Annotated in this window: 24 protein-coding genes; 10 read left to right on the forward strand and 14 right to left on the reverse strand. The window is 65.9% G+C overall.

Annotated elements, in window-relative coordinates; genetic code table 11:
* Positions 1-34: 34 nt before the first annotated feature.
* From ACFQ4E_RS02055 to rho, 5 genes are read right to left on the reverse strand one after another with little or no spacing between them, the layout of a single operon-like run.
* Positions 35-844: a ParA family protein gene (locus ACFQ4E_RS02055; protein ID WP_386801252.1), complete on the reverse strand. Its 810-nt coding sequence runs from the start codon at positions 842-844 to the stop codon at positions 35-37.
* The gene (gene rsmG / locus ACFQ4E_RS02060; RefSeq protein ID WP_386801253.1) at positions 837-1,430 is read right to left on the reverse strand and encodes a 16S rRNA (guanine(527)-N(7))-methyltransferase RsmG; all 594 of its coding nucleotides are present in this window, start codon (positions 1,428-1,430) and stop codon (positions 837-839) included. The genes ACFQ4E_RS02055 and rsmG overlap by 8 nt, the downstream gene beginning before the upstream one ends.
* A 22-nt stretch (positions 1,431-1,452) precedes the next feature.
* Positions 1,453-3,318, reverse strand: coding sequence for a tRNA uridine-5-carboxymethylaminomethyl(34) synthesis enzyme MnmG (mnmG, locus tag ACFQ4E_RS02065; RefSeq protein WP_386801254.1), 1,866 nt, complete (start codon positions 3,316-3,318; stop codon positions 1,453-1,455).
* A 12-nt stretch (positions 3,319-3,330) separates the two neighbouring features.
* Entirely contained in the window at positions 3,331-4,614 is a 1,284-nt protein-coding gene (gene mnmE, locus ACFQ4E_RS02070; RefSeq protein ID WP_386801255.1) for a tRNA uridine-5-carboxymethylaminomethyl(34) synthesis GTPase MnmE, read from the reverse strand.
* An 18-nt stretch (positions 4,615-4,632) separates the two neighbouring features.
* A complete protein-coding gene (gene rho, locus ACFQ4E_RS02075; RefSeq protein WP_386801256.1) occupies positions 4,633-5,904 on the reverse strand; it encodes a transcription termination factor Rho in 1,272 nt (423 codons plus the stop codon).
* Positions 5,905-6,437: 533 nt separating this feature from the next.
* Between rho and ACFQ4E_RS02080 the strand changes: the two genes are divergently transcribed.
* The 4 genes from ACFQ4E_RS02080 to dnaQ are packed head-to-tail and all read left to right on the forward strand — an operon-like array spanning position 6,438 to position 9,131.
* The gene (locus ACFQ4E_RS02080; protein WP_386801257.1) at positions 6,438-7,037 is read left to right on the forward strand and encodes a Maf family protein; all 600 of its coding nucleotides are present in this window, start codon (positions 6,438-6,440) and stop codon (positions 7,035-7,037) included.
* Positions 7,034-7,861, forward strand: a complete 828-nt coding sequence (locus ACFQ4E_RS02085; RefSeq protein ID WP_386801258.1) for a shikimate dehydrogenase — start codon at positions 7,034-7,036, stop codon at positions 7,859-7,861. The genes ACFQ4E_RS02080 and ACFQ4E_RS02085 overlap by 4 nt, the downstream gene beginning before the upstream one ends.
* Entirely contained in the window at positions 7,858-8,445 is a 588-nt protein-coding gene (coaE, locus tag ACFQ4E_RS02090) for a dephospho-CoA kinase (protein ID WP_386801259.1), read from the forward strand. Before ACFQ4E_RS02085 ends, coaE begins: the two co-directional genes overlap by 4 nt.
* Positions 8,445-9,131 (forward strand): DNA polymerase III subunit epsilon, encoded by a 687-nt coding sequence (gene dnaQ, locus ACFQ4E_RS02095; protein ID WP_386801260.1) that lies wholly within the window; start codon positions 8,445-8,447, stop codon positions 9,129-9,131. The genes coaE and dnaQ overlap by 1 nt, the downstream gene beginning before the upstream one ends.
* Here the strand turns inward: dnaQ and secB are convergent, their stop codons facing one another.
* A complete protein-coding gene (gene secB / locus ACFQ4E_RS02100) occupies positions 9,132-9,644 on the reverse strand; it encodes a protein-export chaperone SecB (RefSeq protein ID WP_386801261.1) in 513 nt (170 codons plus the stop codon).
* A gap of 46 nt (positions 9,645-9,690) precedes the next feature.
* The gene (locus ACFQ4E_RS02105) at positions 9,691-10,191 is read right to left on the reverse strand and encodes an FxsA family protein (RefSeq protein WP_386801262.1); all 501 of its coding nucleotides are present in this window, start codon (positions 10,189-10,191) and stop codon (positions 9,691-9,693) included.
* A gap of 116 nt (positions 10,192-10,307) precedes the next feature.
* Between ACFQ4E_RS02105 and ACFQ4E_RS02110 the strand changes: the two genes are divergently transcribed.
* Genes ACFQ4E_RS02110 through ACFQ4E_RS02120 form a run of 3 tightly spaced genes read left to right on the forward strand, consistent with a single transcriptional unit; the run spans position 10,308 to position 12,609 of the window.
* Positions 10,308-10,967, forward strand: a complete 660-nt coding sequence (locus ACFQ4E_RS02110) for a Tim44/TimA family putative adaptor protein (RefSeq protein WP_386801263.1) — start codon at positions 10,308-10,310, stop codon at positions 10,965-10,967.
* A 38-nt stretch (positions 10,968-11,005) separates the two neighbouring features.
* Positions 11,006-12,016 (forward strand): murein transglycosylase A, encoded by a 1,011-nt coding sequence (mltA, locus tag ACFQ4E_RS02115; protein ID WP_386801264.1) that lies wholly within the window; start codon positions 11,006-11,008, stop codon positions 12,014-12,016.
* Positions 12,013-12,609 carry a Smr/MutS family protein gene (locus ACFQ4E_RS02120; RefSeq protein ID WP_386801265.1) on the forward strand — a complete coding sequence of 199 codons (597 nt, stop codon included), beginning with the start codon at positions 12,013-12,015 and terminating at the stop codon, positions 12,607-12,609. The genes mltA and ACFQ4E_RS02120 overlap by 4 nt, the downstream gene beginning before the upstream one ends.
* Here ACFQ4E_RS02120 and ACFQ4E_RS02125 read toward each other — a convergent pair.
* From ACFQ4E_RS02125 to crtA, 5 genes are read right to left on the reverse strand one after another with little or no spacing between them, the layout of a single operon-like run.
* Positions 12,582-13,817 (reverse strand): MFS transporter, encoded by a 1,236-nt coding sequence (locus tag ACFQ4E_RS02125; protein WP_386801266.1) that lies wholly within the window; start codon positions 13,815-13,817, stop codon positions 12,582-12,584. The genes ACFQ4E_RS02120 and ACFQ4E_RS02125 overlap by 28 nt on opposite strands.
* A gap of 46 nt (positions 13,818-13,863) precedes the next feature.
* On the reverse strand, positions 13,864-14,715 hold the full coding sequence (gene bchO / locus ACFQ4E_RS02130; RefSeq protein ID WP_386801267.1) for an alpha/beta fold hydrolase BchO: 852 nt from the start codon (positions 14,713-14,715) through the stop codon (positions 13,864-13,866).
* 5 nt (positions 14,716-14,720) lie between these two features.
* On the reverse strand, positions 14,721-16,391 hold the full coding sequence (locus ACFQ4E_RS02135) for a magnesium chelatase subunit D (RefSeq protein ID WP_386801268.1): 1,671 nt from the start codon (positions 16,389-16,391) through the stop codon (positions 14,721-14,723).
* Positions 16,388-17,392: a magnesium chelatase ATPase subunit I gene (bchI, locus tag ACFQ4E_RS02140; RefSeq protein ID WP_386801269.1), complete on the reverse strand. Its 1,005-nt coding sequence runs from the start codon at positions 17,390-17,392 to the stop codon at positions 16,388-16,390. The genes ACFQ4E_RS02135 and bchI overlap by 4 nt, the downstream gene beginning before the upstream one ends.
* Positions 17,389-18,108: a spheroidene monooxygenase gene (crtA, locus tag ACFQ4E_RS02145; RefSeq protein ID WP_386801270.1), complete on the reverse strand. Its 720-nt coding sequence runs from the start codon at positions 18,106-18,108 to the stop codon at positions 17,389-17,391. The genes bchI and crtA overlap by 4 nt, the downstream gene beginning before the upstream one ends.
* A 117-nt stretch (positions 18,109-18,225) precedes the next feature.
* Between crtA and ACFQ4E_RS02150 the strand changes: the two genes are divergently transcribed.
* Genes ACFQ4E_RS02150 through tspO form a run of 3 tightly spaced genes read left to right on the forward strand, consistent with a single transcriptional unit; the run spans position 18,226 to position 21,268 of the window.
* Positions 18,226-19,770: a phytoene desaturase gene (locus ACFQ4E_RS02150; RefSeq protein ID WP_386801271.1), complete on the forward strand. Its 1,545-nt coding sequence runs from the start codon at positions 18,226-18,228 to the stop codon at positions 19,768-19,770.
* On the forward strand, positions 19,767-20,804 hold the full coding sequence (gene crtB / locus ACFQ4E_RS02155) for a 15-cis-phytoene synthase (RefSeq protein WP_386801272.1): 1,038 nt from the start codon (positions 19,767-19,769) through the stop codon (positions 20,802-20,804). Before ACFQ4E_RS02150 ends, crtB begins: the two co-directional genes overlap by 4 nt.
* Before the next feature lie 5 nt (positions 20,805-20,809).
* On the forward strand, positions 20,810-21,268 hold the full coding sequence (gene tspO, locus ACFQ4E_RS02160) for a tryptophan-rich sensory protein TspO (protein ID WP_386801273.1): 459 nt from the start codon (positions 20,810-20,812) through the stop codon (positions 21,266-21,268).
* Here tspO and crtC read toward each other — a convergent pair.
* Complete coding sequence (gene crtC / locus ACFQ4E_RS02165; RefSeq protein ID WP_386801300.1) at positions 21,265-22,140, reverse strand: carotenoid 1,2-hydratase; 876 nt, start codon at positions 22,138-22,140, stop codon at positions 21,265-21,267. The genes tspO and crtC overlap by 4 nt on opposite strands.
* Entirely contained in the window at positions 22,095-23,675 is a 1,581-nt protein-coding gene (crtD, locus tag ACFQ4E_RS02170) for a 1-hydroxycarotenoid 3,4-desaturase CrtD (protein ID WP_386801274.1), read from the reverse strand. The genes crtC and crtD overlap by 46 nt, the downstream gene beginning before the upstream one ends.
* Between the last annotated feature and the right edge of the window lie 69 nt (positions 23,676-23,744).

Consider the following 23,744-nt stretch of genomic DNA (forward strand, 5'->3'; position numbering starts at 1 on the left):
CGTCCTCTGTCGGGGTCTGGTTGAGTTTATGCGGTCAGGCGGCAAGCCGCGCGTTCTTGCGGAGAAGTTCGCGCGCGAGGTCGCGATAGGCGGCGGCGCCCTTGGACAGGCTGTCATAGGCGAGGACCGGCATCGCGTAGGAGGGCGCCTCGCTGACGCGGACATTGCGCGGGATCAGGGTGTCGAAGACCAGCTCGCCGAGATTGGCGCGGGCATCGGCCTCGACCAGTTGCGAGAGGTTGTTGCGGCGATCGTACATGGTGAGAACGACGCCTTCGATCCGTAGGCCTGGGTTGGCCGATTGGCGGACCTGGCGGATCGTCAGCATGAGCTGCGACAGGCCTTCGAGCGCGAAGAACTCTGACTGCAGGGGCACCAGCACGGAATCCGCTGCGACCATCGCGTTGATCGTCAGGAGGTTCAGCGAGGGCGGGCAGTCGATCAGGATGAAGTCGAAGTTGAACGCGTCCATCGCGACCTGGCGCAGGGAGTCGCGCAGGAGGAAGCTGCGCTTCTCGTTGGAAATGAGCTCGATATCCGCAGAGCTCAGATCGGTGGTCGCGGGCACCATGTGCAGCCCGGCGGTCTGTGTCTGCTGGATCACGTCGGAGAGGGCGACATCGTCGAGCAAAAGCTCGTAGGTCGTGTATTCCCGCTCGTCGGGCTCGATGCCCAGCCCGGTCGACGCGTTGCCCTGCGGATCGAGATCGACAACGAGGACCGAATGGCCCTCTTCAGCGAGCGCGGCGCCGAGATTGATCGTGGTGGTGGTTTTTCCGACCCCGCCTTTCTGGTTCGCGACCGCGATGATCTTTGGGCCGGGGGGGCGAGTCGGGTCAGACATTCCGGACGTCTCCGAGTTCTAGGATGACAGATTGGGGGTCGAGGTCACTTTTATGGATTTCGAGGTCGAATGACCATCGGCGGCGCGCGTTATCCACTTCTTTTTTCCAGTTGGCGCCCTTCGGGAAGAGAAACTGCGTGTCTGCGGTGCCATGTGGGAGCGCCAGGTCGAGGAGTGTGTCGAGGGGGGCCAATGCGCGCGCGGAGAGAATATCGGCGGAGAGCGGGGGGATTTTCTCGATCCGTTTCGCGATCACGGTTGCACTCAGTCCGGTTTCCCGAAGGACCGTGCGAAGGAATGTGGCCTTGCGCTGGTCGGATTCAACGAAGGTGAACTGGAGCTCGGGTGCGGTTTCTGCGGAGAGAATGCACGCGACAAGACCGGGGAAACCGCCTCCGGTTCCAAGATCCACCCAGTGATCGTCCGTCCGTCGCGCGATGGCGTGGACCTGAGCGCTATCGGCAATGTGGCGCGTTTCGAGGTCGTTGATGGTACCGGGCGCGACCAGATTGACCTTTGGATTCCACTTTCGAAGCAGCTGCGCGTAGGTCGCCAGCCGCTCCTGTGTTTCACGTGAAACATTCATCCTGCGCGCCTTCCTGACCGCCCTACCCTGCCCGGCGCGCGGATTTCCGAAGCGCCGCGAGGACAAGCGTCAAAGCGGCGGGGGTCATGCCTTCGATCCGCGCTGCCTGCGCGAGGTTCTCTGGCGCCGCGGTCTGCAGCTTGAACTTCAATTCGCCAGACAGACCTTCCAACGCGGCAAAGTCGAACCCGAAGGGAATAACCTCGGCTTCATCCTTCTTGAGCGCCTCCACATCGCGGCGTTGGCGCTCCAGATAGTTCATGTAGATCGCTTCCCGCTGGAGCTGATCAAGCGTCTCGTCGTTAATATCACCAACGCTAGGAGCAATCTTCGAAAGATCGCCTGCCGGGATCGCCTGAAGCGACAAGATATCCATGCCGGAACGGCGACGCCCGTCCTGCGCGATATCCACTCCGATCGTTTTCAGATCGGCAGGCGTCGCGCTGATCGCGTCAAGGACGGAACGGCCGGCGTCCAGGCGATCCATCTTCTCGCGGAACGCGTGAGCCCTTCCCTCACCGACGCAACCGACATCGAGCCCCAACGGTGTCAGGCGCTGGTCCGCATTATCGGCGCGCAGGTGCAGCCGGAACTCGGCGCGCGATGTGAACATCCTGTAGGGTTCGGTCACGCCGCGCGTCGTCAGATCGTCGATGAGAACGCCGATATAGCTCTCCGAACGACTGAAAATGACCGGCGCCTCGCCCTTGGCAGCGCGCGCCGCGTTGAGGCCGGCAACCAAGCCCTGAGCGGCGGCCTCCTCATACCCGGTCGTGCCGTTGATCTGACCCGCCAGGAACAGCCCCGGCACAGTCCTCACGGAAAGCCGGAGATCAAGCGCACGCGGATCGACGTAATCGTACTCGATCGCGTATCCGGGCTGGAGGATCACCGCGTTCTCAAGACCCTCAATCGACCGGACATAGTCCTGCTGCACGTCCTCGGGCAAGGATGTCGAAATCCCGTTGGGATATACCGTGTGATCGCCCAGCCCCTCGGGCTCGAGGAAAATCTGGTGGGAGGATTTGTCGGCGAAACGTACGATCTTGTCCTCGATCGACGGGCAGTAGCGCGGACCAATCCCGTCGATATGGCCGCCATACATCGCGGACCGATCGAGATTATTCCGGATGATCTCGTGCGTGCGCGTGTTCGTATGCGTGATCCCGCACGCGATCTGGCGCGCTGTCGGCGCCTTGGAGAGGAACGAGAACATTACCGGATCGTCATCGCCCGGCTGCTCCTCGAGGATGTCCCAATTAATCGTGCGCCCATCAAGGCGCGGAGGCGTGCCTGTCTTCAACCGCCCGAGAGCGAGGTCGAACGTATCGAGGCGCTGCGCAAGCTTGTCAGACGGCCGATCTCCCATCCGCCCGCCCCGATGCGAGCGGTCACCGATATGGATCACGCCTCGGAGGAACGTCCCCGTGGTCAGAATGGTCTGCCGTGCCGGGATGGTCGATCCGTCCGCCAGTTGAACGCCGGAGACGGTATCCCCCTCCATCAGAAGGTCGGTCACCTCTCCGCAAATAACATCGAGATTCAGCATGGCTTCGATTTCCGCCAGCATCTCGGTGCGGTAAATCTTCCGGTCCGCCTGCGCACGCGGCCCTTGAACAGCGGGGCCCTTCCGGCGGTTTAGCAGACGGAATTGGATGCCCGCGCGATCAGCCACACGGCCCATGACACCGTCCAAGGCATCGATTTCACGGACAAGATGTCCTTTCCCAAGGCCGCCAATTGCCGGGTTGCAGGACATCACGCCGATACCGTCGCGCGTCATGGTGATCAGCGCCGTTCGCACGCCGAGGCGCGCCGCGGCCATCGTGGCTTCGCAACCCGCGTGACCACCCCCAATTACGACGACATCGAACCGGTCATGTTTCACGTGAAACACTCCTTACTTTCCAAGACAGAAAGATGAGAAAATCTCGTCCAGCAGCGTTTCAACCCCGATACGCCCAACAAGGCGCTCCAGACGGCGAATCCCGCTGCGAATTTCTTCTGCCGCAAGATCATAGAATGCCGAACCACTCCGGACCAGACCTCGCGCCTCACGCAGCGCCTCCGCACCGGCGCGCATCGCATCCCTGTGCCGTTCGCGCGAGGCGACCCCGGCTTCAGACGACATCCCGCCAAGCCTATCGGTAATCCGCGACACAAGCGCATCCACCCCGTCGCCGGTCAGCCCGGAAACACCCTCTTCCCCCGGATTCAGATCGCCTTTCGCCCGCACGACCAGGTCATGCTCCAAAACGTCCATTGCCGGTGATTGCCCGGGCAACACCAAGAACACGCGCATATCCGCATCGAGCGCACGAGCCCGCGCCCGCTCCACGCCCAAGGCCTCGACCGGATCATCCGTATCCCGGATCCCGGCCGTATCCAGCAACGTCACGGAAAGACCGCGCAAATCCATCCGGACCTCGATCACGTCACGCGTCGTTCCCGCGATCTCGGAGGTAATTGCCACGTCGCGTCTGGCCAGAGCGTTCAGCAAGGTCGACTTGCCCGCGTTCGGCGCGCCGACGATAGCGACGGTAAATCCGTCCCGCACACGCTCCGCGGCCGCCACGCCAGCGATCTCCCGGTCGAGCTCCCCGATCACCTGATCCAGAAGCGCGCAGACGTCGTCGCTGACATCCTCGGGCACCTCTTCATCGGCGAAGTCGATCACCGCCTCCAGCAGCGAGGCCGCCCGGATCAGGGAACGCCTCCAAATCTCGACCGCGCCAGAGAGCGCCCCCGAATACGCCTCAATGGCTTGCCGCCTCTGGCGTTCGGTCTCCGCGTCGATCAGATCGGCGAGACCTTCGACCTGCGCCAGATCGAGCCGACCGTTCTCGAGCGCGCGACGCGTGAACTCTCCGGGTTCGGCCAAACGCAACCCAGGCTGCGTGCCCAGCACGCGATGTATTTCCTGCACGATCGCCTGGCTGCCGTGGAGGTGAAATTCGACGACCGGTTCACCGGTAAAGCTGGCACCTTCTTCGAAACAGAGGACCAGCGCTTCATCCAGAAGTCGTCCGTCGGGATCGGTCAGACGCCGCAGCCCGGCCTGGCGCGGCTTGGGCAGACGTCCGGCGAGGGCTCTGCCCGACGCGAACGCATCGGGCCCCGAGATCCGCATCACCGCGACACCGGCTTTTCCGGGCGCGGAGGCGAGCGCGAAGATCGTCTCCATTAGCCGCGCCCGTTCCGGTCAGGTGTTCATCGAGTCGAAGAATTCCGAGTTGCTCTTCGTCTGCTTCAGCTTCGAGATCAGGAACTCGATCGCATCCGTGGTGCCCATCGGGTTGAGGATGCGGCGTAGAACAAAGGTCTTCTGCAGATCGCCCTTGTCGACCAGCAGGTCCTCTTTCCGGGTGCCGGATTTCAGGATGTCCATCGCCGGGAAGACGCGCTTATCCGCGACCTTCCGATCCAGAACGATCTCGGAGTTACCCGTGCCCTTGAACTCTTCGAAGATCACCTCGTCCATCCGGCTGCCGGTGTCGATCAGCGCGGTCGCGATGATGGTGAGCGACCCACCCTCTTCGATGTTCCGCGCCGCACCGAAGAAACGCTTCGGCCGCTGGAGCGCGTTGGCATCCACACCACCGGTCAGGACCTTGCCCGAGCTCGGCACCACGGTGTTGAAGGCACGGCCAAGTCTTGTGATCGAGTCCAGAAGGATCACAACATCTCGCTTATGCTCGACAAGACGCTTGGCCTTCTCGATCACCATCTCGCTCACCGCAACGTGCCGGGTCGCCGGTTCGTCGAAGGTCGAGGAAATCACCTCGCCCTTCACCGACCGCTGCATGTCCGTCACCTCTTCCGGGCGCTCGTCGATCAGAAGGACGATCAGGTAGCATTCCGGGTGATTGCGTTCGATCGAGGTCGCGATGTTCTGCAGCAGAACCGTCTTGCCGGTCCGCGGCGGCGCCACGATCAGCGACCGCTGACCCTTCCCGATCGGGGCCACAAGATCGATGATCCGCGCCGAGCGATCCTTGATGGTCGGATCCTCGATTTCCATCTTCAGACGCTCGTCGGGATAAAGCGGCGTCAGGTTGTCGAACGCGATCTTGTGCCGCGCGCGCTCGGGGTCCTCGAAGTTGATCTGGCTGACATCCATCAGGGCGAAGTAGCGCTCCTCGTTGTCGGGCGCCTTGATCTGCCCTTCGATCGTGTCCCCGGTCCGGAGCGAGTATTTCCGGATCATCTCGGGGCTGACATAGATGTCGTCGGGGCCCGGTAGGTAGTTCGCCTCGGGCGAGCGCAGGAAGCCGAACCCGTCTTGCAGAACCTCCAGGACGCCGTCGCCATAGATGTCCCAGCCCTCATCCGCGCGCTCGCGGAGAATTTGGAACATCATCTCACCCTTGCGCATGGTCGAGGCGTTCTCGATCTCCAGTTCCTCAGCGAGGGCTAGCAGGTCCTTCGGGCTCTGGGCCTTGAGATCGGAGAGGTTCAGCTTTTCAAGGTTCATCGCACACATTTTCCGGACGAAGCGGTGGCTTCGTCGCTATCCAGTCAGTCATGGGAAGTGCTTTCCCCGAACGGGGTGCTCGATGCTTCTACGCGCCCTCACGGCCCCAAGTCAATCCGAGGCTAAACCGGCCTCTCTTCCCAGAAATGAAAGAAAAGAAAAAAGAGATGATTTTGAGATCTGGGAGCGCCCGATCTGGGGATTACAACGCTTCTACCGCAGGCGTCCACAGGGGATCCGTCTGTGGAGGGAACCGGGCATGGCCTCGTGATGGTATCGGGCCGACCTCCATAAATGACGGTGCTGCCACGGTTTCGCCACATTTCGACCACAATTCCGCCATGTGGAAAACCGCTGCATAACCCGTCCTCAGGACGAGAGATCGGCTTCCGAAACTTATCCCTTCCACGGTCGGGCAACCGATCCAAAGCGGCGGAAAAAGAGCCGGGGTTTTCCCCGTCTTGCATCCCGTCGCGACTGTCCCCAGAACGTCCCCCACGCAATTCCTCAGGCTTGTCACCGGAGATATCCCCATGAAATCGGCGCTGGTCCTCGCCTCCCAGTCCCGGATCCGCTCGGATCTGCTGACCCGGGCCGGGCTCAAGCATCGAATCGATCCCGCGCGGCTCGACGAGGAGTCGGTCCGTGCAGCGCTCGAGGCCGAGGCCGCTCCGCCCCGCGACATCGCCGACGCCCTGGCCGAGATGAAGGCGCGCAAGATCTCCGAGCGAAACCCGGACGCCCTTTTGCTCGGCTGCGATCAGGTCCTGGCGCTCGACCGCCGGGTCTTCGGCAAGCCCGAGACCGAAGCCGATGCGCAGGATCACCTCCATGCCCTGTCGGGTCAGCGGCACCAGCTTCTCTCCGCGGCGGTGATCTGCGAAGGCGGAAAGCCGATCTGGCGCCATGTCGGCGTCGCGCGGCTGACGATGCGCGCGCTCTCGGACCGTTTCATCGAAACCTACGTCGCGCGAAACTGGGAGAGCATTCGCCACTCCGTCGGCGGCTACAAGCTCGAGGAAGAAGGCGTCCGGCTCTTCACCCGGGTCGAGGGCGACTATTTCACCATTCTCGGCCTGCCGCTTCTTGAGCTGATCAACTACCTTACTCTTCGTGGAGATCTCGACACATGAGCCACGACATCCCCCTCGCCGGTGTGATCGGCGATCCGATCGCCCATTCCCGGTCGCCGCAGCTCCACGGTCACTGGCTGGCGCGCTACGGGATCAGCGGACATTACGTGCCGCTTCACGTGGCATCGGGCGATCTGGACACCGCGCTTTTCGCTCTGCCCAAAATGGGGTTTCGGGGTGTGAACGTGACGATTCCGCATAAGGAACGGGCGCTGGCCCTGGCGACGCGAGTGACGGATCGGGCCGCCGCGATCGGTGCGGCCAATACCCTGACCTTCCTGCCCGAGGGCGGGTTCGAGGCGGACAATACGGATGCGCTCGGGTTCTACGAGAACCTGCGGCAGACCTTGCCCTACTGGTCGGCTTCGGATGGACCGGCGCTTGTGCTGGGCGCGGGCGGCGCCGCGCGGGCGGTGATCTATGCGCTGGCACAGAACGGCGCGCCGGCGATCCGGTTGGCGAACCGGACGCGGGAAAAGGCCGACGCGCTGGCCCGTCTGTTCCCGGCCGTCGAGGTCATCGACTGGGCGGATGCGGAGGACGCGATCTCGGGTGCCGCGACCTTGGTCAACACCACCGCGCTCGGCATGGTCGGACAGGCATCGCTCGATCTGTCGCTGGATCGGCTGAGCCCGGACACCGTGGTGACGGATATCGTCTACAATCCGCTGCAAACACCGCTTCTCGTCGCCGCAGCTGAAAAAGGCGCGCGCACGGTCGATGGTCTGGGGATGCTGCTGCACCAGGCCGTGCCCGGCTTCGCGCGCTGGTTCAACCTGACGCCCGAGGTTGACGATGCGCTCCGCGAGGCGGTTCTCAAGTGACGATCCGGCTCGGTCTCACTGGCTCCATCGGCATGGGCAAATCGACCAGCGCGGCGATGTTCGCGGATGCGGGATGTGCTGTCTGGGATGCGGATGCCGCCGTGCATCGGCTCTATTCCGCCGGAGGGGCCGCCGTGGAGCCTCTGCGCGCTCTTTTTCCCGACGCGATCGAGGACGGAGCGGTCTCCCGCCCTGCCCTTCGGCGCATCATCGACGCCGATCCCCAGGCCCTTGCCCGGATCGAAGGGGTCGTGCATCCGCTCGTCCGCGAGGATCGTGCCCGTTTCGCGCGCGAGACCGAGGCCCGGATCGCCGTCTTCGACATCCCGCTACTTTTCGAGACGGGCGCCGAGGATGAGATGGATGCGACCGCCTGCGTGACCACCGACCCCGACACCCAACGCGCGCGGGTTCTCGAGCGCGGCACGATGACCGAAGCCCAGTTCGACGCGATCCGCGACAAGCAAATGCCGAATGACGAGAAACTCGCCCGCGCGGATTACGCGATCCGCACCGACACGCTTGAGAAAGCGCGCGAAGATGTGCAGAATATCATACAAGATATAGTAGATAGGTTTGGCTGATGCGCGAGATCGTCCTCGATACCGAAACCACGGGATTTGAGCCGGAGACCGGCGACCGCCTGGTCGAGATCGGTGCCGTGGAGCTTTGGAACCATGTCGCGACCGGCAATACCTATCACCAGTATATCAACCCCGAACGCTCCATGCCGGAAGAGGCGTTCAAGGTGCATGGCCTCGGCGACGAGTTCCTGCGCGACAAGCCGCTCTTTCGCGATGTCGCCGACGCGTTTCTCGAGTTCATCGGCGATGCGAAGCTGGTGATCCACAACGCCGCCTTCGACATGAAATTCCTCAATGCCGAACTTGGCTGGGTGCGTCGGCCGCTGATCCCGATGGATCGCGCCATCGACACGGTCGCCATGGCGCGGAAGAAATTCCCCGGCTCGCCCGCGTCGCTCGATGCGCTCTGCCGGCGCTTCGGGATCGACAACTCGGCTCGAACCCTGCACGGCGCGCTTCTTGACAGTGAAATCCTGGCCGAGGTCTATCTTGAGCTGATCGGCGGCAAGCAGCCGGATTTCGCGCTGAGCCAGACCGTGCGGTCCGAGGGTCCCGATGTCGCGGAAGACTGGCGGCCGATGCCGCGCCCGACGCCCCTGCCCCCGCGGATCACGGACATGGAAAAGGCGGCTCACGCCGCCTTTGTCGAGAAGCTCGGGGATGCCGCGCTCTGGAAGCGCGGCTGATCAGGCGGTGCCCTGCGGGGCCTGCGCCTGCTGGCGACGCTGAAGTTCGGCGCGGTACAGCTGCACGAAATCGATGGTCTCGAGGTTCAGCGGCGGGAACCCCCCGTCGCGGGTCGTGTCGGCCACGATCCGGCGCACGAACGGGAAGAGCATCCGCGGGCATTCGATCAGCAGGAACGGATGCAGCTGCTCTTCCGGAACGCCTTCGATCTGGAAGACACCGGCATAGTCGATCTCGAGAAGGAAGAGCTGGTCGTTCGAGCTCTTGGCCTTGCTGTCGACTTTGAGCTTCATCGCGACTTCGTACTGGTGGTCGGCCGAACGCTTCTTGGCGTCGAGATTGACCTGCACCTGCACGTCGGGCTGAACTTCACCTCCCGAGCCCTTCTGGGCCAGAATGTTCTCGAAGGACATGTCGCGGATGAACTGCGCAAGCACGTTCATTTTCACCTGCGGCTGAGCCCCGGCCTGGGGCGCGGCGGCTGCACCGCCGTTGGTGGTTTCGTCGGTCATCAAAAAAGGCCTCCCAAAAGGTGTTGGCGGAGGGATTAACAGTCGCTCAGTGCCGGGTCCAGCCCGAGCCGGGATGCGTCGGTTTCTTGTCCGGCCCGACTTCCGTGAACTCACCCTCGATCACATCGTCCTGATGCGGACGACGCGGTTGCGGCTGCGGCCTGCGCGGATCATGGGTCGTGCGGGCCTCGAACTTCTGCACCTTGATGTTGGCCTTGGCCCAGCGGAACGCCGCACGGCGGACCGGCGGGGTCAGCAGGGCGAAGCCGACGGCGTCGGTGAAAAAGCCCGGGGTAAGAAGAAGCGCCCCCGCCACAAGGATCATCGCGCCATGCGCCAGGGGCTCGGACGGGTCGCGCAGGGTTTCGAAGGAACTGCGCAATTCAGCTAGCGCGCTCGCGCCCTGAGACCGAACCAGCCAGGTGCCGAGAAACGCCGTCACGACGACGATGGCCAGCGTCGGCCAGAGCCCGATCAACCCGCCGACTTGAATAAAAAGACCGATCTCGATCAGGGGAACGACGAGAAAGGCGATCAGCAGCCACATGACTATGGTCCTCCGGGGCGGGTCAGGTGCGGATGGGCGCAGGTGGACTTGCGCCCGCCCAACACCTACATAGGGGCGGACAGCACGGTTTTGCACTCCCCCGACATGAGGACGGAATGAATTCGCCCATTCTACAGCTTCTGGTTCTCGCCGGCATCGCGATCTTCCTGATCCTGCGCCTCAAGAACGTGCTCGGCACGCGCGAAGGGTTCGAGAAACCGCCCGCGCAACCGCCGTCACCGTCCCGGCCTGATCGCCGCGGCTTCGAAGTGATCGAGGGTGGGCCGGATCGGGACATCGTCGACCATGTGCCCGAGGGCTCCGAGAGCGCGAAGGCGCTCGCACAGATGAAGCAGGCCGAGCCGGGCTTTTCGGTCGCCGAGTTTCTGGGCGGCGCGCGCGGCGCCTACGAGATGATACTGATGGGCTTCGAGCGCGGCGATATCGACGATATCCGTCCGTTCCTGTCGCCCGATGTCGCCGACAGCTTCGAGTCGGTGATCCAGGCGCGCGAAGAGCAGGGCCTGACGGTCGAAGCCGAATTCATCGGCGTGCGCGAACTGTCCCTGGCCGAGGCGAGTTTCGACCCTGACACGCGCCGCGGCGAGATCACCGTGCGCTACACCGGCGAGCTGACCTTTGCGGTGCGCAACCGCGACGGCGACATCGTCGAGGGCAATCCGAAACAGATCAAGCGCCAGCGCGACGTGTGGACCTATGCGCGCGCGATGGGCAGCGACGATCCGAACTGGCAACTGGTCGCAACCGGCGAATGATCCGGACGGTCGGTGCGGCGATCCTGGCGGGGTCTCTCATGGCACAACCGCTTGCGGGCGACGAGCCGGATCTGCCGGAGCCGACGCACACGATCCTTCAGTTCTCCGATCTCGACGGCTGGGCGGAGGATGACCACGACGCCGCGCTGGCCGTCTTCAAATCGACCTGCCGCGATCTCGACGATCCCGACTGGCGCGCGCTTTGCGCCGCCGCCGAGGATGCGGGATCGGGCCGGTCGTTTTTCGAGCTCTTCTTCCGTCCGGTCCTGATCGAAGACGGGAGCCCAGCGCTCTTCACCGGCTATTTCGAGCCCGAGCTCGACGGCGCGCCCCGCCGCTCCGCCCGCCACGCCTGGCCGGTTTATGCCATGCCCCCCGAGGCGCAGGAGGCGCAGCCTTGGCTCAGCCGCCGCGAGATCCTGACGACTGGCGTGATGAACGGGCGCGGGCTTGAGATCGCCTGGGTCGACGATCCGGTGGAGCTGTTCTTCCTCCAGGTTCAGGGCTCGGGTCGCATCCGCTTTTCCGACGGCCGGGTCGTCCGGGTCGGCTATGCGGGAAAGAACGGGCACGAATACCGCTCTATCGGTCTCGAGCTTGTCCGCCGCGGCACGTTCGAGGCGCATGAGGTCTCGGCCGACCGGATCAAGGACTGGGTCAGGTCCAACCCCGGCGTTGGCGAGGAGCTTCTGCACCACAACCCGTCCTATGTGTTCTTCCGCGAAGTCTCGGAGGTGCCCGCGCATCTTGGACCGCTCGGGGCGATGAACCGGTCGATAACGCCGATGCGCTCCATCGCTGTCGACCCTCGGTATACACAGCTCGGCGCACCGGTTTGGGTCGAAAAGGACGGGCGCGCGCCGCTTCGACGTCTGATGATCGCGCAGGACACCGGCTCGGCAATCAAGGGCGCCCAGCGCGCCGATGTCTTCGTCGGAACCGGGGCCGAGGCCGGGCGCGAGGCGGGGACCTACAAAGATCCGGGGCGCATGGTGGTGCTCCTCCCGATCCAGCGCGCCTATGCGCTTCTGCCGGGTCACGCGCAATGAGCCGGAGACGGCTCAGCCCGGACGAACTCGATCTCTGGTCCCGTGTCGCCCGAAGCGCCCAGCGGATGGACAATCGGGACTACTTCGCCCCGAAAGGCCCCGCGCCGAAGCCGCCGTTGCCGCGCGACACCGCGCGGTCCGAACCGGTGTCGCGGTTCAGCCTGGGCGAGGCCGCGCCCCGGAAGTCCGAGACCTGGTCACCGCCAGCCACCACCTCCGAGCAGTTGCGGAACCAGCCCGTCAAGATGGACGCCAAGGCGTTCCAGCGCCTGAAGCGCGGCAAGCTCGTGCCGGAAGCGCGGATCGACCTGCACGGGATGACCCTCGATCGCGCGCATCCCGCCTTGATCCGCTTCATCCTGACCTCGCATAGTCGCGGGCTGCGCCTGGTCCTCGTCATCACCGGCAAGGGCACGCGCGAGGATCCCTACGATCCGGCCCCGCGCCGGCGCGGGGTTCTGAAAAGCCAGGTGCCGCAATGGCTGCGCATGCCGCCGCTCGCGCCGCTGATCCTGCAGGTCTCCGAGGCGCATATCCGACACGGCGGGGCAGGGGCCTACTATGTCTATCTGAAGCGCGGCTCGGCCTCGTAGCTGGGACGCAGCCGCGGCGCATTGCCGAGCACGGCCCATGTCATCGCGGCGCTCGCGAGGATCATGTAGACCGCCACGCCCAGATACTGCGTCTCGATCCCGATCCCGAGATCGAGGAACAGCCCGGTGAGGCCCGGACCGATGGCGGTGCCGAGAACCATGAGCGCGGCACCCAGCGCCTTGATCGCACCCAGATGCCGGGTCCCGAAGAACTCGGCCCAGAACGCATTGGGCAGAACCGCGTTCGCGCCTTGCGTCAGACCAAGGCAGAAGAGCGCCGCCGCGGCGCCCCAAAGCGTCTCGATTTCAGCCGAAATCGCGAACGCCACCGACGCCGGAAGCAGGAAGGCCGGGATCACCCGCGCGACGCCGAAGCGGTCTACGGCCCAGCCGGTCACCAGCATCGACCCCACCGCGGTAACGGTGAAGACCGGCGCGAGCGCGACGAAGTCGAGAAGCTCCCAGCCCTTCACCTCGGTGAAATGGACCTGGAAGAAGAAATAGACCGTGCCATAAGCGGGCATGGCGATCAGCGCCGGGATCATCGCCCAGAAAAGGGGCAGGCGGAGCGCCTCGAGCCGGGTCCAGTGCCGCCCGTCCATGCCCTGCGACTGGTCCTCCTTGGCGTGGCTTTGCGGCGTGCGTTCCTGACGGAGGAGCAGTTGCAGGACGGGGATGCCCGCGAGCGCGATGCCCGCCGCGAGAACCCAGAGCCAGCGCCAGTCCATCACCCCCATCAGCGCCACGAAGATCAGCGGCAGCACCGTTTGTCCGAGCGAGACGCCAAGATTGGCGACCGACAGGGCCTTGCCGCGCGTCGCGACGAACCAGCGCGACATCGACACCTGCGCGATCAGCGACGCCATGCCTTGCCCGGCAAAGCGCAGCGCGAAGATCGACAGCGGCAGGAGCCAGCCGATATGGTTCAGCGCCATGAAGAGGCAGGCGAGCGACAGAAGGCCAAGGACGGCCGCGCCCAGCGCCCGGCTGCGGAAGTGATCGGTCAGCGATCCCGCCCAGACCATCGCCAAAGCCGACAGCATCGTCCCGAGCGAATAAGCGCCGCCCCAGGCCGAATGCGACAGGTCGAAGGTCTCGCTCAGCTCGCCCGCGAAGATCGAGATGAAGAACGTCTGCCCGAAGCTCGACAGGAAGGTAAGCAGGGCACCGGCAGCAAGCCAGCGGGCGTTGGTTCTGAGAAACTCCATGAAATCGTCTCTCTGCCCGCCGCGCGATCACCGCAAGGGCAAACGCTCAGCCAAGCCACTCACGCAAATGCAAGACCGTCCTCTCGGGCGCTTCTTCGTGCAGGAGATGGCCGAGCCCGGACCAGGTCTCGACTCGCGCGTTGGGCATTTTCGCCGCGGCATCGTCCGCGACGCGGGGCGGAACGGTGCGGTCGTTCGCTCCGGTCAGGAAAAGCGTGCGGGCCTGGATGTTGGGCAGGTCCGCGAGAAGTCTGTCCAGGGACCAATGCGACATCATCAGAAGCGCGCCCTCGACATGGTCACGGTCGCGCAGGAGCCGGGCATAGAGGGCCACGCCCTCGGCGTCGATCTGCGAGCCTGTTCCGGCCAGAAGCCGTTCCGCGCGATCCGGAGCGACGAGCGTCATCCGCACGAGATCCATCGCGAAGGGAAGGGTCGCAATGGCTTTCGCGGCCATCGGAAAGAGCGTTCCGGCCAGACCCGAGAACGGTTCGAGCGCCGGGTTGATGCCGACAATATCCGGCGTCTCGTCAAGCATCCCGGTCAGCCGCAGCGCCACCGCCGCCCCTGCCGAGTGGCCAACGATGGCGCGCGGGTTCAGATCTTCGGCGTCGAGGAGGGCGAAGAGGTCCTGCGAGATATGGTCGAGCGAGGAGCGATGGCGGCTTCCGAGCCGGGTGAACCCATGCCCGGGCAGATCGACGGCGATCACCCGGTACCTCTCGGCCAGAGCGGGCATCACGTCGCGCCAGCTATGGGTCGAGGCCCCGGCGCCATGCAGGAGCAGGATGACCGAACCTGTTCCCATGTCCTGCACATGCCAGCGATGAGGTCGCACCGGGTCAATCCGGGATCGGTCGGCATGCGGCCATCCCGCCAGATCGCGTGTCGGGTCCATGCCGTTTAAGTCCCGAGCGCCTCGGTCAACGCGGCGCTCATCCGATGGGCGTCGGCGCGGGGCAAGGGCACGTAACGCGTACCCATCGCGGCGGAGAGCTCGGCCAGCGAACCCGTCGCACGGACGCCGGTATCGAAACTCACACCGGGAATGGCCATCGCGCCGATCAGGCGGGCGATCTTTTTGGCATCTTCGCTGGCTTGGTTGCGACCGGGCGTCCCGTCGAGAGCAATATTCGCGCGTCCATCGGTCATCAGGGCGATGGCGGGGCTGAGGCCGTGTGACCTGCCGCGCCGGGCCAGCTCGGCGGTCAAGCGCAGACCTTCGGCCAAGGGCGTCCCGCCGCCGCCCGGCAGACCGCCGAGACGGCGCTTGGCCTGAACGAGTGCGCGGGTCGGCGGCAGCACGATCTCGGCGCCGGTGCCGCGAAAGGCGATCAGCGCCACCTGGTCGCGCTTGGCATAGGCGTCGGCCAGCATCAGCTCGACCGCGCCCTTGGCCTCGGCCAGCCGCGCCATCGCCGAGGAGCCGGAGGCATCGACCGCGAAGATGATCAGCCGCTCGGAGCGCTCCTCGAACCGTTTCACGCGAAAATCGTTTCTGGTGAGGATCAGTCCGGCGCGATCCGGCGCGGCCTTGCGCCTGTAGGTTTGCCAGGGCGCTGCGGCGCGGAGCGTGGCGAGAAGATCGAGGCGCGCGTTGCTGTCAGGCCGTCCGGCGCGGGCTGGCAGGGGCCGGCCGCGCCGCTTGGAGATGCGCGCCGATCCGGCACCGCGCCCCGCAGCGGCGCGCTGGCGCGACCCGTTCGTGAGAGCGGCCAGCGCGTCGGGCGGCAGGATGGCCTTGACCGCCTCGACGAGCAGATCGTCAGGCAGGCTGGTCTCGGGTCCGTCGCGCGTATCCGCGGTGTCGGTGTCCTCCGGGGCGGGCGCGGGATCGTCCGGCGCTCTCTCGTCGGGCAGGCACAACGCGCGGCTGGCGAAGACCAGCTGCGCGGCGATCTGGAGATCGTCGGAAATCACCCGGTCGCGGTGATTCAGAGCCGCATTCGCGCGCGCCGCTCTCGACGCGAAGATAATCGCGCGAGGCGACACGATTCCAAGCTTGGCGGCCGCGAGCACAAGCGTCTCATGGGCGTCGTCCGGCATATCGACACTGGTGAGTCGATCTTGGGCACAGACGATCTCGGTCGGATCGAGCGCCAGTTCCACCATCGACGCGACGCGCAACCCGTCGAGGCTCAACGAAAAGGCGCAGCGGTCGGTCAGGACGTCCGGCGCAGCCTCGTCATCGCAGCCCTCGTCGAGAAGGATCACTGGCTTGGTCCGGCCTTGATCCAGCGCCTGGGCGATCATCGCGGCGCGATCGGTGCCAAGCCGCTCGGCCATCGCGAGGGTCAAGGTGGCATCGCGGGCGAGGAGACCCTCGGCCTGCACAACGCGCCCCGATGCGAGCGAGGCGACAAGGTCCGTTCCGCCGGTCAGGGCCTCGGTGGCAACCGAGGGGCCGATGCGGACCAGAGGCAGGAGCGCTTCTGGCAGGGTCGCGAGCATCCGGTCTCGGGCATCGCCCGCCCGGGCGCGCAGGTGTAGACCGCCGAGGCCGGCGGGGTCGACCGCCAGGAGGGCGAGGGCCAGCTGGCCCGAAACCCACGCCTCGGTCGGCTCCTGTCTCATGCCAGAACGCTGTCCATCGCGCGGGTGACACGCGCCTCGGATCCGGCTTCGTCCAAGGGATCGCGGCGGAGCCTGTGGCCGAGCGCCATCGGCGCGACTCGGCGGAGATGCTCCTGACCGACCTTAGTGGCACCTTCATACGAGGCCAGCGCGCGGGCGGTCCGCAGAAGTGTCAGCTCGCCTCTGAGACCGTCGGCCCCGAGCGAGATGCAGAGCTCGGCGCAGCTGCGCAGCACCGCATCCTCCGTCTCTATTCCTGCCAAACGCGCGCGTGCGGCGATGATCCGGTCCCGGACCTTTGCAGTCCCGGCCGCCCAGTTCTGAACGAAGGCGTCCGGCGCGGTGTCGAAGGCGGCGCGGCGGCGGATCACCTCGATCCGCTCCTCGATATCGGCGGGCGAGCGGACCTCGACCGAGAGACCGAAGCGGTCGAGAAGCTGCGGGCGCAGTTCGCCCTCTTCCGGGTTGCCCGAACCGACCAGGACAAAGCGCGCATCGTGGCGGATCGAGAGCCCGTCGCGCTCGACAAGGTTTTCGCCGGATTGCGCGACGTCGAGCAGAAGATCGACGATGTGGTCCTCGAGGAGGTTCACCTCGTCGATATAGAGATACCCACGGTTGGCGCGCGCCAGGAGACCCGGCTCGAACCCTTTCTCGCCGCTGGTCAGGGCGCGCTCGATGTCGATGGTTCCGACCACCCGGTCCTCGGTCGCGCCAAGCGGCAGGTCGATCACCGGGGTCGGCACGTCGCGCATCTCGCGGCCCGCGCCCTTGTCCCAGTCGGCGACATCGCCCTCGGAGGCGGCGTTGGTGGCCGACCCGGAGACGACCGAGATCGGTGGCAGGAGCGCCGCGAGCGCACGCACCGCGGTGGACTTTCCGGTGCCGCGGTCGCCGAAGACCAGGACACCGCCGATGCCGGGATCGACGGCGGTCAGGATCATCGCCCGTTTCATCGCGTCCTGGCCGACGATGGCGGCAAAGGGGAAGACGTGTTTCATGCGGAACCCTCCGGTTGGAGTTCGGTGAGAAGACGGGGCGAGCGCCCCTCCCATGCGCCGGTCTCTCCGGCGATGCGGAAGCGGGCGTAAAGCTCTTCGCGGAACCAGCGGCCGTCGCGCACGGCGCGGATCGCTTCGGCATGCGGGCCACCGGCGCGGGCGAAGCGCGCCATGCTCGGCGCGTCGGGCCAGACGGAAAACGTGACCTGGTGCAGAAGCGGCAGCTCTCCGATGCCGATCTTGAACATCACGTCCGGATTGGCGCCGATGACCCGCGAGATATCCGGGACGCGTCCCCAGAAGCGCGCGGCGATGCCCGGCTTGATCGTCGCGCGGGTCAGCGCGGCGATGGGTCCGGTGCCGGGATCCTCGGAGACGGCGAACGGGGTTTTGCCAGACCAGGCGCCGCGCGTGGAGACAGGGTTCAGGAACAGTGTCCAGTTTTCGGAGGCGCGGGCGCGGTAGCGGTTCCAGAGCGGATGGCTGTCAATAGTGTCGCGCGCGGTTGTGGCATCGTCCCAGACGCCGAGGATCGCGTAGACAGAGGTATTGGGAATCGGCGCGAAGCCTTCATCCGTGCCCGATCCGCAAAGCTTCCAGAAACGCAGGCCCTCGGTGCGGGCCAGCGGAAAGCGCGCCGCGCCCATCATCGCGAACGCCCAGAGACGCGCGGAACGCGAGGCGAAGCGGAACAGGCTGAGACTCGTGATTTGCATGGCTTCCCGGCACGACTGTCAATCAAGAGTGACACGCATCCGACTCAAAAGAAAGGATGAAGGGCAGCCAAGACGCAGATTGTCAGGTTTGATTGACATGTGTAGGCTGATCCCAAGATGACGCGAATGGATCCCAGACTGGGCCACGAGGTCCGAGATGCGCGCGCCCCGCATGCGGTGGTGATCGGCGCGGGGCTTGGCGGTCTTGCCTCGGCCATGCGGCTCGGGGCGCGCGGCTACCGGGTGACGGTGATCGACCGGCTGGATGTTCCGGGCGGTCGCGGCTCGGCGCTCTGGCGCGACGGGCACCGTTTCGATCTGGGGCCGACTATCGTCACGGTGCCGCAGGTCTTTCGCGATCTTTGGTCCGCGACCGGTCGATCCTTCGATGACGAGATCGACCTGCGCGCGCTCGATCCGTTCTACGAGATCCGCTGGCCCGACGACTCGCATTTCACCGCGCGGCAGGACACCGATGCCATGCGCGCCGAGGTGGCGCGGCTCTCGCCCGACGACCTGCCCGGGTATGAGCGATTTCTGAAAGATGCCGAGGCGCGCTACTGGTTCGGGTTCGAAAACCTGGGTCGCCGCTCGCTGCACAAGCTCTGGGATCTGATCAAGGTTCTGCCGACCTTCGCGCGCCTGCGCGCCGACCGTTCGGTCTATGCCCATGCCGCGTCCCGCGTGCGCGACCCGCGGCTCAGGATGGCGCTGTCCTTTCACCCGCTCTTCATCGGCGGCGACCCGTTCCACGTCACCTCGATGTATATCCTCGTCAGTCACCTCGAAAAGGAATTCGGCGTGCATTATGCGATGGGCGGTGTCGCCCGCATCGCCGAGCGCATGGCCGAGATCGTGGGCGAGGATGGCGGGCTGGTGCGGCTCGAGACCGATGTGGACGAGATCCTCGTCCGTGACGGTCGCGCCGCGGGCGTGCGGCTGACGACGGGCGAGATCGTCACCGCGGATCTCGTCGTGTCGAACGCCGATGCAGGCTGGACCTACGATCACCTCCTGCGCAACCATGCCCGCCGCCGCTGGACGCCGCCGCGTCTGGAGCGGTCGCGCTGGTCGATGGGTCTTTTCGTCTGGTATTTCGGCACAAAAGGGACGCGGGATCTCTGGCCGGATGTCGGCCATCACACCATCCTGAACGGCCCGCGCTACAAGGGGTTGGTCGAGGACATCTTCCTGAACGGGCGGCTGTCCGAGGATATGTCGCTTTATGTCCACCGCCCGTCCGTCACCGATCCGAGCGTCGCGCCCGAGGGCGACGACACCTTTTATGTGCTGTCTCCGGTGCCGCATCTCGGTCACGACGATCCGGTCGATTGGTCCGCGCGCTGCGAGGAGTATCGCGCGTCGGTCGAAGCCGTGCTGGAACAGAGTCTGATTCCGGGATTTCGCGACCGGCTCGGACCCTCCGAGATCTTCACGCCCGAAGAGTTCCGCGACCGCTACAACGCCCCTTACGGCACCGGCTTCTCGATCGAGCCGCGCATCCTGCAAAGTGCGTGGTTCCGGCCGCACAATGTCTCGGAAGAGCTGCCGGGTCTCTACCTCGCGGGTGCCGGAACCCACCCGGGCGCTGGGCTGCCGGGGGTGATCTCGTCTGCGGAAGTGCTCGACACGCTCGTGCCCGATCCGGAGCGGGTGAGATGATCGCGCCCGATGACCTCGAAGCCTGCCACGCCGCTATTCGCCACGGGTCGCTGTCGTTTCACGCCGCCTCGAAACTTCTGCCATCGCGCGTGCGCGACCCGGCGCTTGCGCTTTACGCGTTCTGTCGGCTTGCCGATGACGAGGTCGACCTGAAGCGGGACAAGGCCGCGTCGGTTCTGAGGCTGCGCGACCGGCTGGACCGGGTCTACGAGGGTCGGCCCCAGAACGCCGCGCCGGACCGTGCCTTTGCCGCCGTCGTGGAAAGCTTCGAGATGCCGCGCGCCTTGCCCGATGCCCTGCTCGAGGGCCTGGCCTGGGATGCGATGGGGCGCCGCTATGCGACGCTGTCGGAGCTGCGCGATTATTCCGCGCGGGTTGCCTCTGCCGTCGGCGTGATGATGTGCGTGCTGATGCGCGTCCGGGATCGCGACGCCCTGGCGCGGGCCGCTGATCTGGGCGCGGCGATGCAGCTCACGAATATCGCGCGTGATGTCGGCGAGGACGCGGCCGAGGGACGGCTCTACCTGCCGACCGACTGGCTGTCCGAGACCGGGATCGATCCAGAACGGTTCCTCGCGACCCCCGAAGCGACCTCCGAGATCCGCGCGATGGTGCGGCGGCTCCTGGCCGAGGCCGAGCGTCTTTATCTCCGCTCCGAGCCTGGCATCGCGGCGCTGCCGCTCTCCTGCCGTCCGGGAATTTTCGCCGCGCGTCATATCTATGCCGGGATCGGCGGTCGCTTGCGGCGGATGGGCCATGACAGCCTGACCGCCCGCGCCCGCACCTCGACCGGGCAGAAGGTAGGCTGGCTGATCCTGTCGGGCATGCGCGCGGGCGCGAGCCCCGTCCTGCCGCGCTCTGCGGTGCTCTATGCCCGCCCGCTGTCCGAGACCGCGTTCCTCGTCGATGCCGCCGCGCGTGTCGGCGATCGCTGGAGCCGGGCGGATTCGCTGATCGACGCGCTGACCCGTCTCGCCACCGAGGACCGGGCCCGTCGATCCGGCTTGATTGCCGGTGGCGCGCGCTCTACCTGACCGACATGTTCTGGCTTCTCTTCGCGATCTTCCTCGCTGCCTGCTTCGCCGCAGGATCGACCGGCGGTCTCTTTCCGCCGGGCGAGTGGTATCGCAAGCTCGACAAGCCTTCCTGGACGCCGCCCGACTGGGTGTTTCCCGTCACGTGGACGACGCTCTATCTCTGCATGGCAACCGCGGGCGCGCGCGCGGCCCTGGCCGACGGCAATGCGGTGGCGGTGGCGCTCTGGTCCCTGCAGATCGCGCTGAACGGGCTCTGGACGCCGGTCTTCTTCGGGCTGCGGAAGCTGAAGCTGGGGCTGGTGGTTCTGGGGTGCCTCTGGATTTCGGTCGCCGCGACGCTGGTCGCTCTCTGGCAGGTCGACTGGATCGCGGGCGCGCTCTTCGTTCCCTACCTCGTCTGGGTCAGCATCGCCGGCGCGCTGAACGCCTCGGTCCTGCGTCGCAACCCGTCCGAGGCCTAATCGTCGAAGGTCCAGCTGCGCCGACGCGGCACCCGCAGCGCGATCATCGGTTTCAGCCAGGGCTTCGCGAACCGGGTCAGATCCAGCGCTTCGTGAACGCCCACCGTCTTTGCACCGTCCAGAACCGTCTGAACCATCGAGCGGCTATAGAAGGGTGCATCGAGCATGCCCTTGACCTGCCGCGGCGTGGTCTTGGCATCGCCCCGCGTCTCGCGCTTCACCTGCCAGAGGCTGCGGCGGAACGGCCGGCGGGGCGGCAGCGCGATCATCTCGGCGGAGCCGTCCGATCCGAACCTCGCACCCGCCGACAGTTCGGTCCCGTCGCGCCGGGTGGCATCGTAAAAGCACGTCGCGCCCGAGGCGGTCGGGTAGCGGCCCCAGGTCCAGTAGGAGAAATCCTCTTCCAGCGCGCGTGTGCCGAAATTCGCGTCGAAATAGCCGTGACCGGACCATTGCCAGCCGCGCGCCTCCATATCGACCTCGATCTCGGCGACCGGGGCGAAGGGCCGCCAGATATGCGCGCCGTCGGGCGTGAGCGGCAGCTCGACATCGGTGATGGCGGCGGGTTTGACATGGATCGTGCCGCGCACCCGGCCAGGGAGCGGCGGTGCGGCAAGCTCGTTGACCTCGATCACAAGCGTGTCGCCGTTCCAGCTGAGCGCGGAGGGACCGACCTGGAAGCGATCCTCGCTTTGCCGGAGCGCGCTGCGCCCCCGGTCGGTCATGGTGAAGCGACCGCCGGGCCCGTAGGTGGCGACATTGATGCAGACGTGGTTCTCGGGATCGTGCCGACCCGACCAGCGATACCAGGGCGAGAAGACAGACCCTATGAAGGCGATGATCGAGATGGCGCGGCTGCCATCGTCGCTGATGCCGTCGATATACCACCAGGCGTAGCCGTTCGGCGGGACCGCGAGGTTGAAGCACGGTCCGTCAAGATCGCCGCGGCCGCGTGCTGTCCGGAAAGCGCTGCCATCGGCACGCCCGCGCCCGGATGCGTCCCGCCCCCCGCCAGGTAGAGGCCGTCGATCGCCGTTCGGGCGGTCGGTCTCTGAAAGGCGGCCATCATTCCATGCGGGCTCTGCCCGTAGAGGGAACCGGCGCTTCCCGGACTCAGTACCTCGAAATCCGGTGCTGTCTGGCGGGCCGTTCCGTCCGGTTCGGGGCTGAACGTCGTCCCGAAACGCGTGAGAGTCGAAAAAATCCGTGTCGGACATGGTGGGTCCTCCTCAGGGGTCGGGGGCTCCTGCGCGAGGGGGGACGCATTGGCGATGATTTGTATCCGGTCTTGGTCAGGGAGAGGCCGGCCCGGGAGCCGGTCTTGGGCGCAAAGATAAAGGGTGGGGTCCGGGGCGGTCTTGCCAGCGGCGAGGGCCTCGAATTCGGGACAGGGATCGTCTCGGAAAAAGACGTTGTGATGCGACAGTTCCGGTCCGCCGATCCGGGCGCGGAAGCTCCAGACCTCGGCGGAGAGCGACCGCTCGATCCTGAGGATCGCCTTGGGCAGCGCGGCTTGGGCGTCGGGTCCGAGCAGGCCCAGCGCCAGAGCGCGGGGATCGCCGTTGAAGGTCACGCTGCGCGCTGCGATGCGCGTTCCGTCCGACAGTCGAACCGCCTGCGCCCTGCCGGACCGGGTCTCGATCTCGCTGACAGGGGTGGACAGTCGAACCTCGCCGCCCAGCGCCTGGATCCGCTCGGCAAGCGCCTTGGCCAGCGCGGCGATGCCGCCGTCGATCGCCCAGACGCCAGCGGCCTCGGCCTGCCAGATCAGCGCAAGCAGCGCCGGAGACCGATAGGGGCTTCCGCCGACATAGGTGGCGTAGCGCCCGAAAAGCTGGCGCAGCCGCGGATCGGTGAAGCTGTCTTTCAGAAGCGCGTCGAGGGTATTGGCCGGGGCCATGTCCCTGATCAGTCGCGGGTGGCGGATCACATGCGCGGCGAGCGTGGTCGCGCGCGGGACAGGCGCGCGCATCATCGGATCGAGGAATCCCTCGAAGAGCCGACGGGCGCGGGCAGTGAAGCTGAGAAACTCCCGCTCCGCCTTGGGTCCGGCGAAGGCACGGATCGCCTCGGCGCTCTGGGACTCGTCGGCGAAGAGGTCGAGCTGGCTGCCATCCGTCCAGAAATGCCGGGCAAGACAGGGCAGGGGGCGGAGCGTGACGTGATCCCCGAGCCGCGCACCACTTTCGGCGAAGAGCTCGTCGAAGACCCAGCGGAGCGTCAGGACCGTCGGACCCGCGGCGACACCGCCGATCTCGCGTACCTTGCCACCGGGCCGAGGCTCCTTGTCCAGAACGCAGACACGCCGTCCCGCGGACGCGAGACGCAGGGCGGTGGCGAGGCCGCCGATCCCGGCACCGATGACGATGTCGGGCAGCCCATTCGAAAGGGAGGAGTCGGCGTTCATGCCTCAATTGTTGACTCAGGGAGTCGGTATGTCCAGTATGATTTACAGTATGTGTCATGTAGAACTGAC

Source organism: Litorisediminicola beolgyonensis (genome assembly GCF_042679605.1).
Lineage (GTDB): Bacteria > Pseudomonadota > Alphaproteobacteria > Rhodobacterales > Rhodobacteraceae > Litorisediminicola > Litorisediminicola beolgyonensis.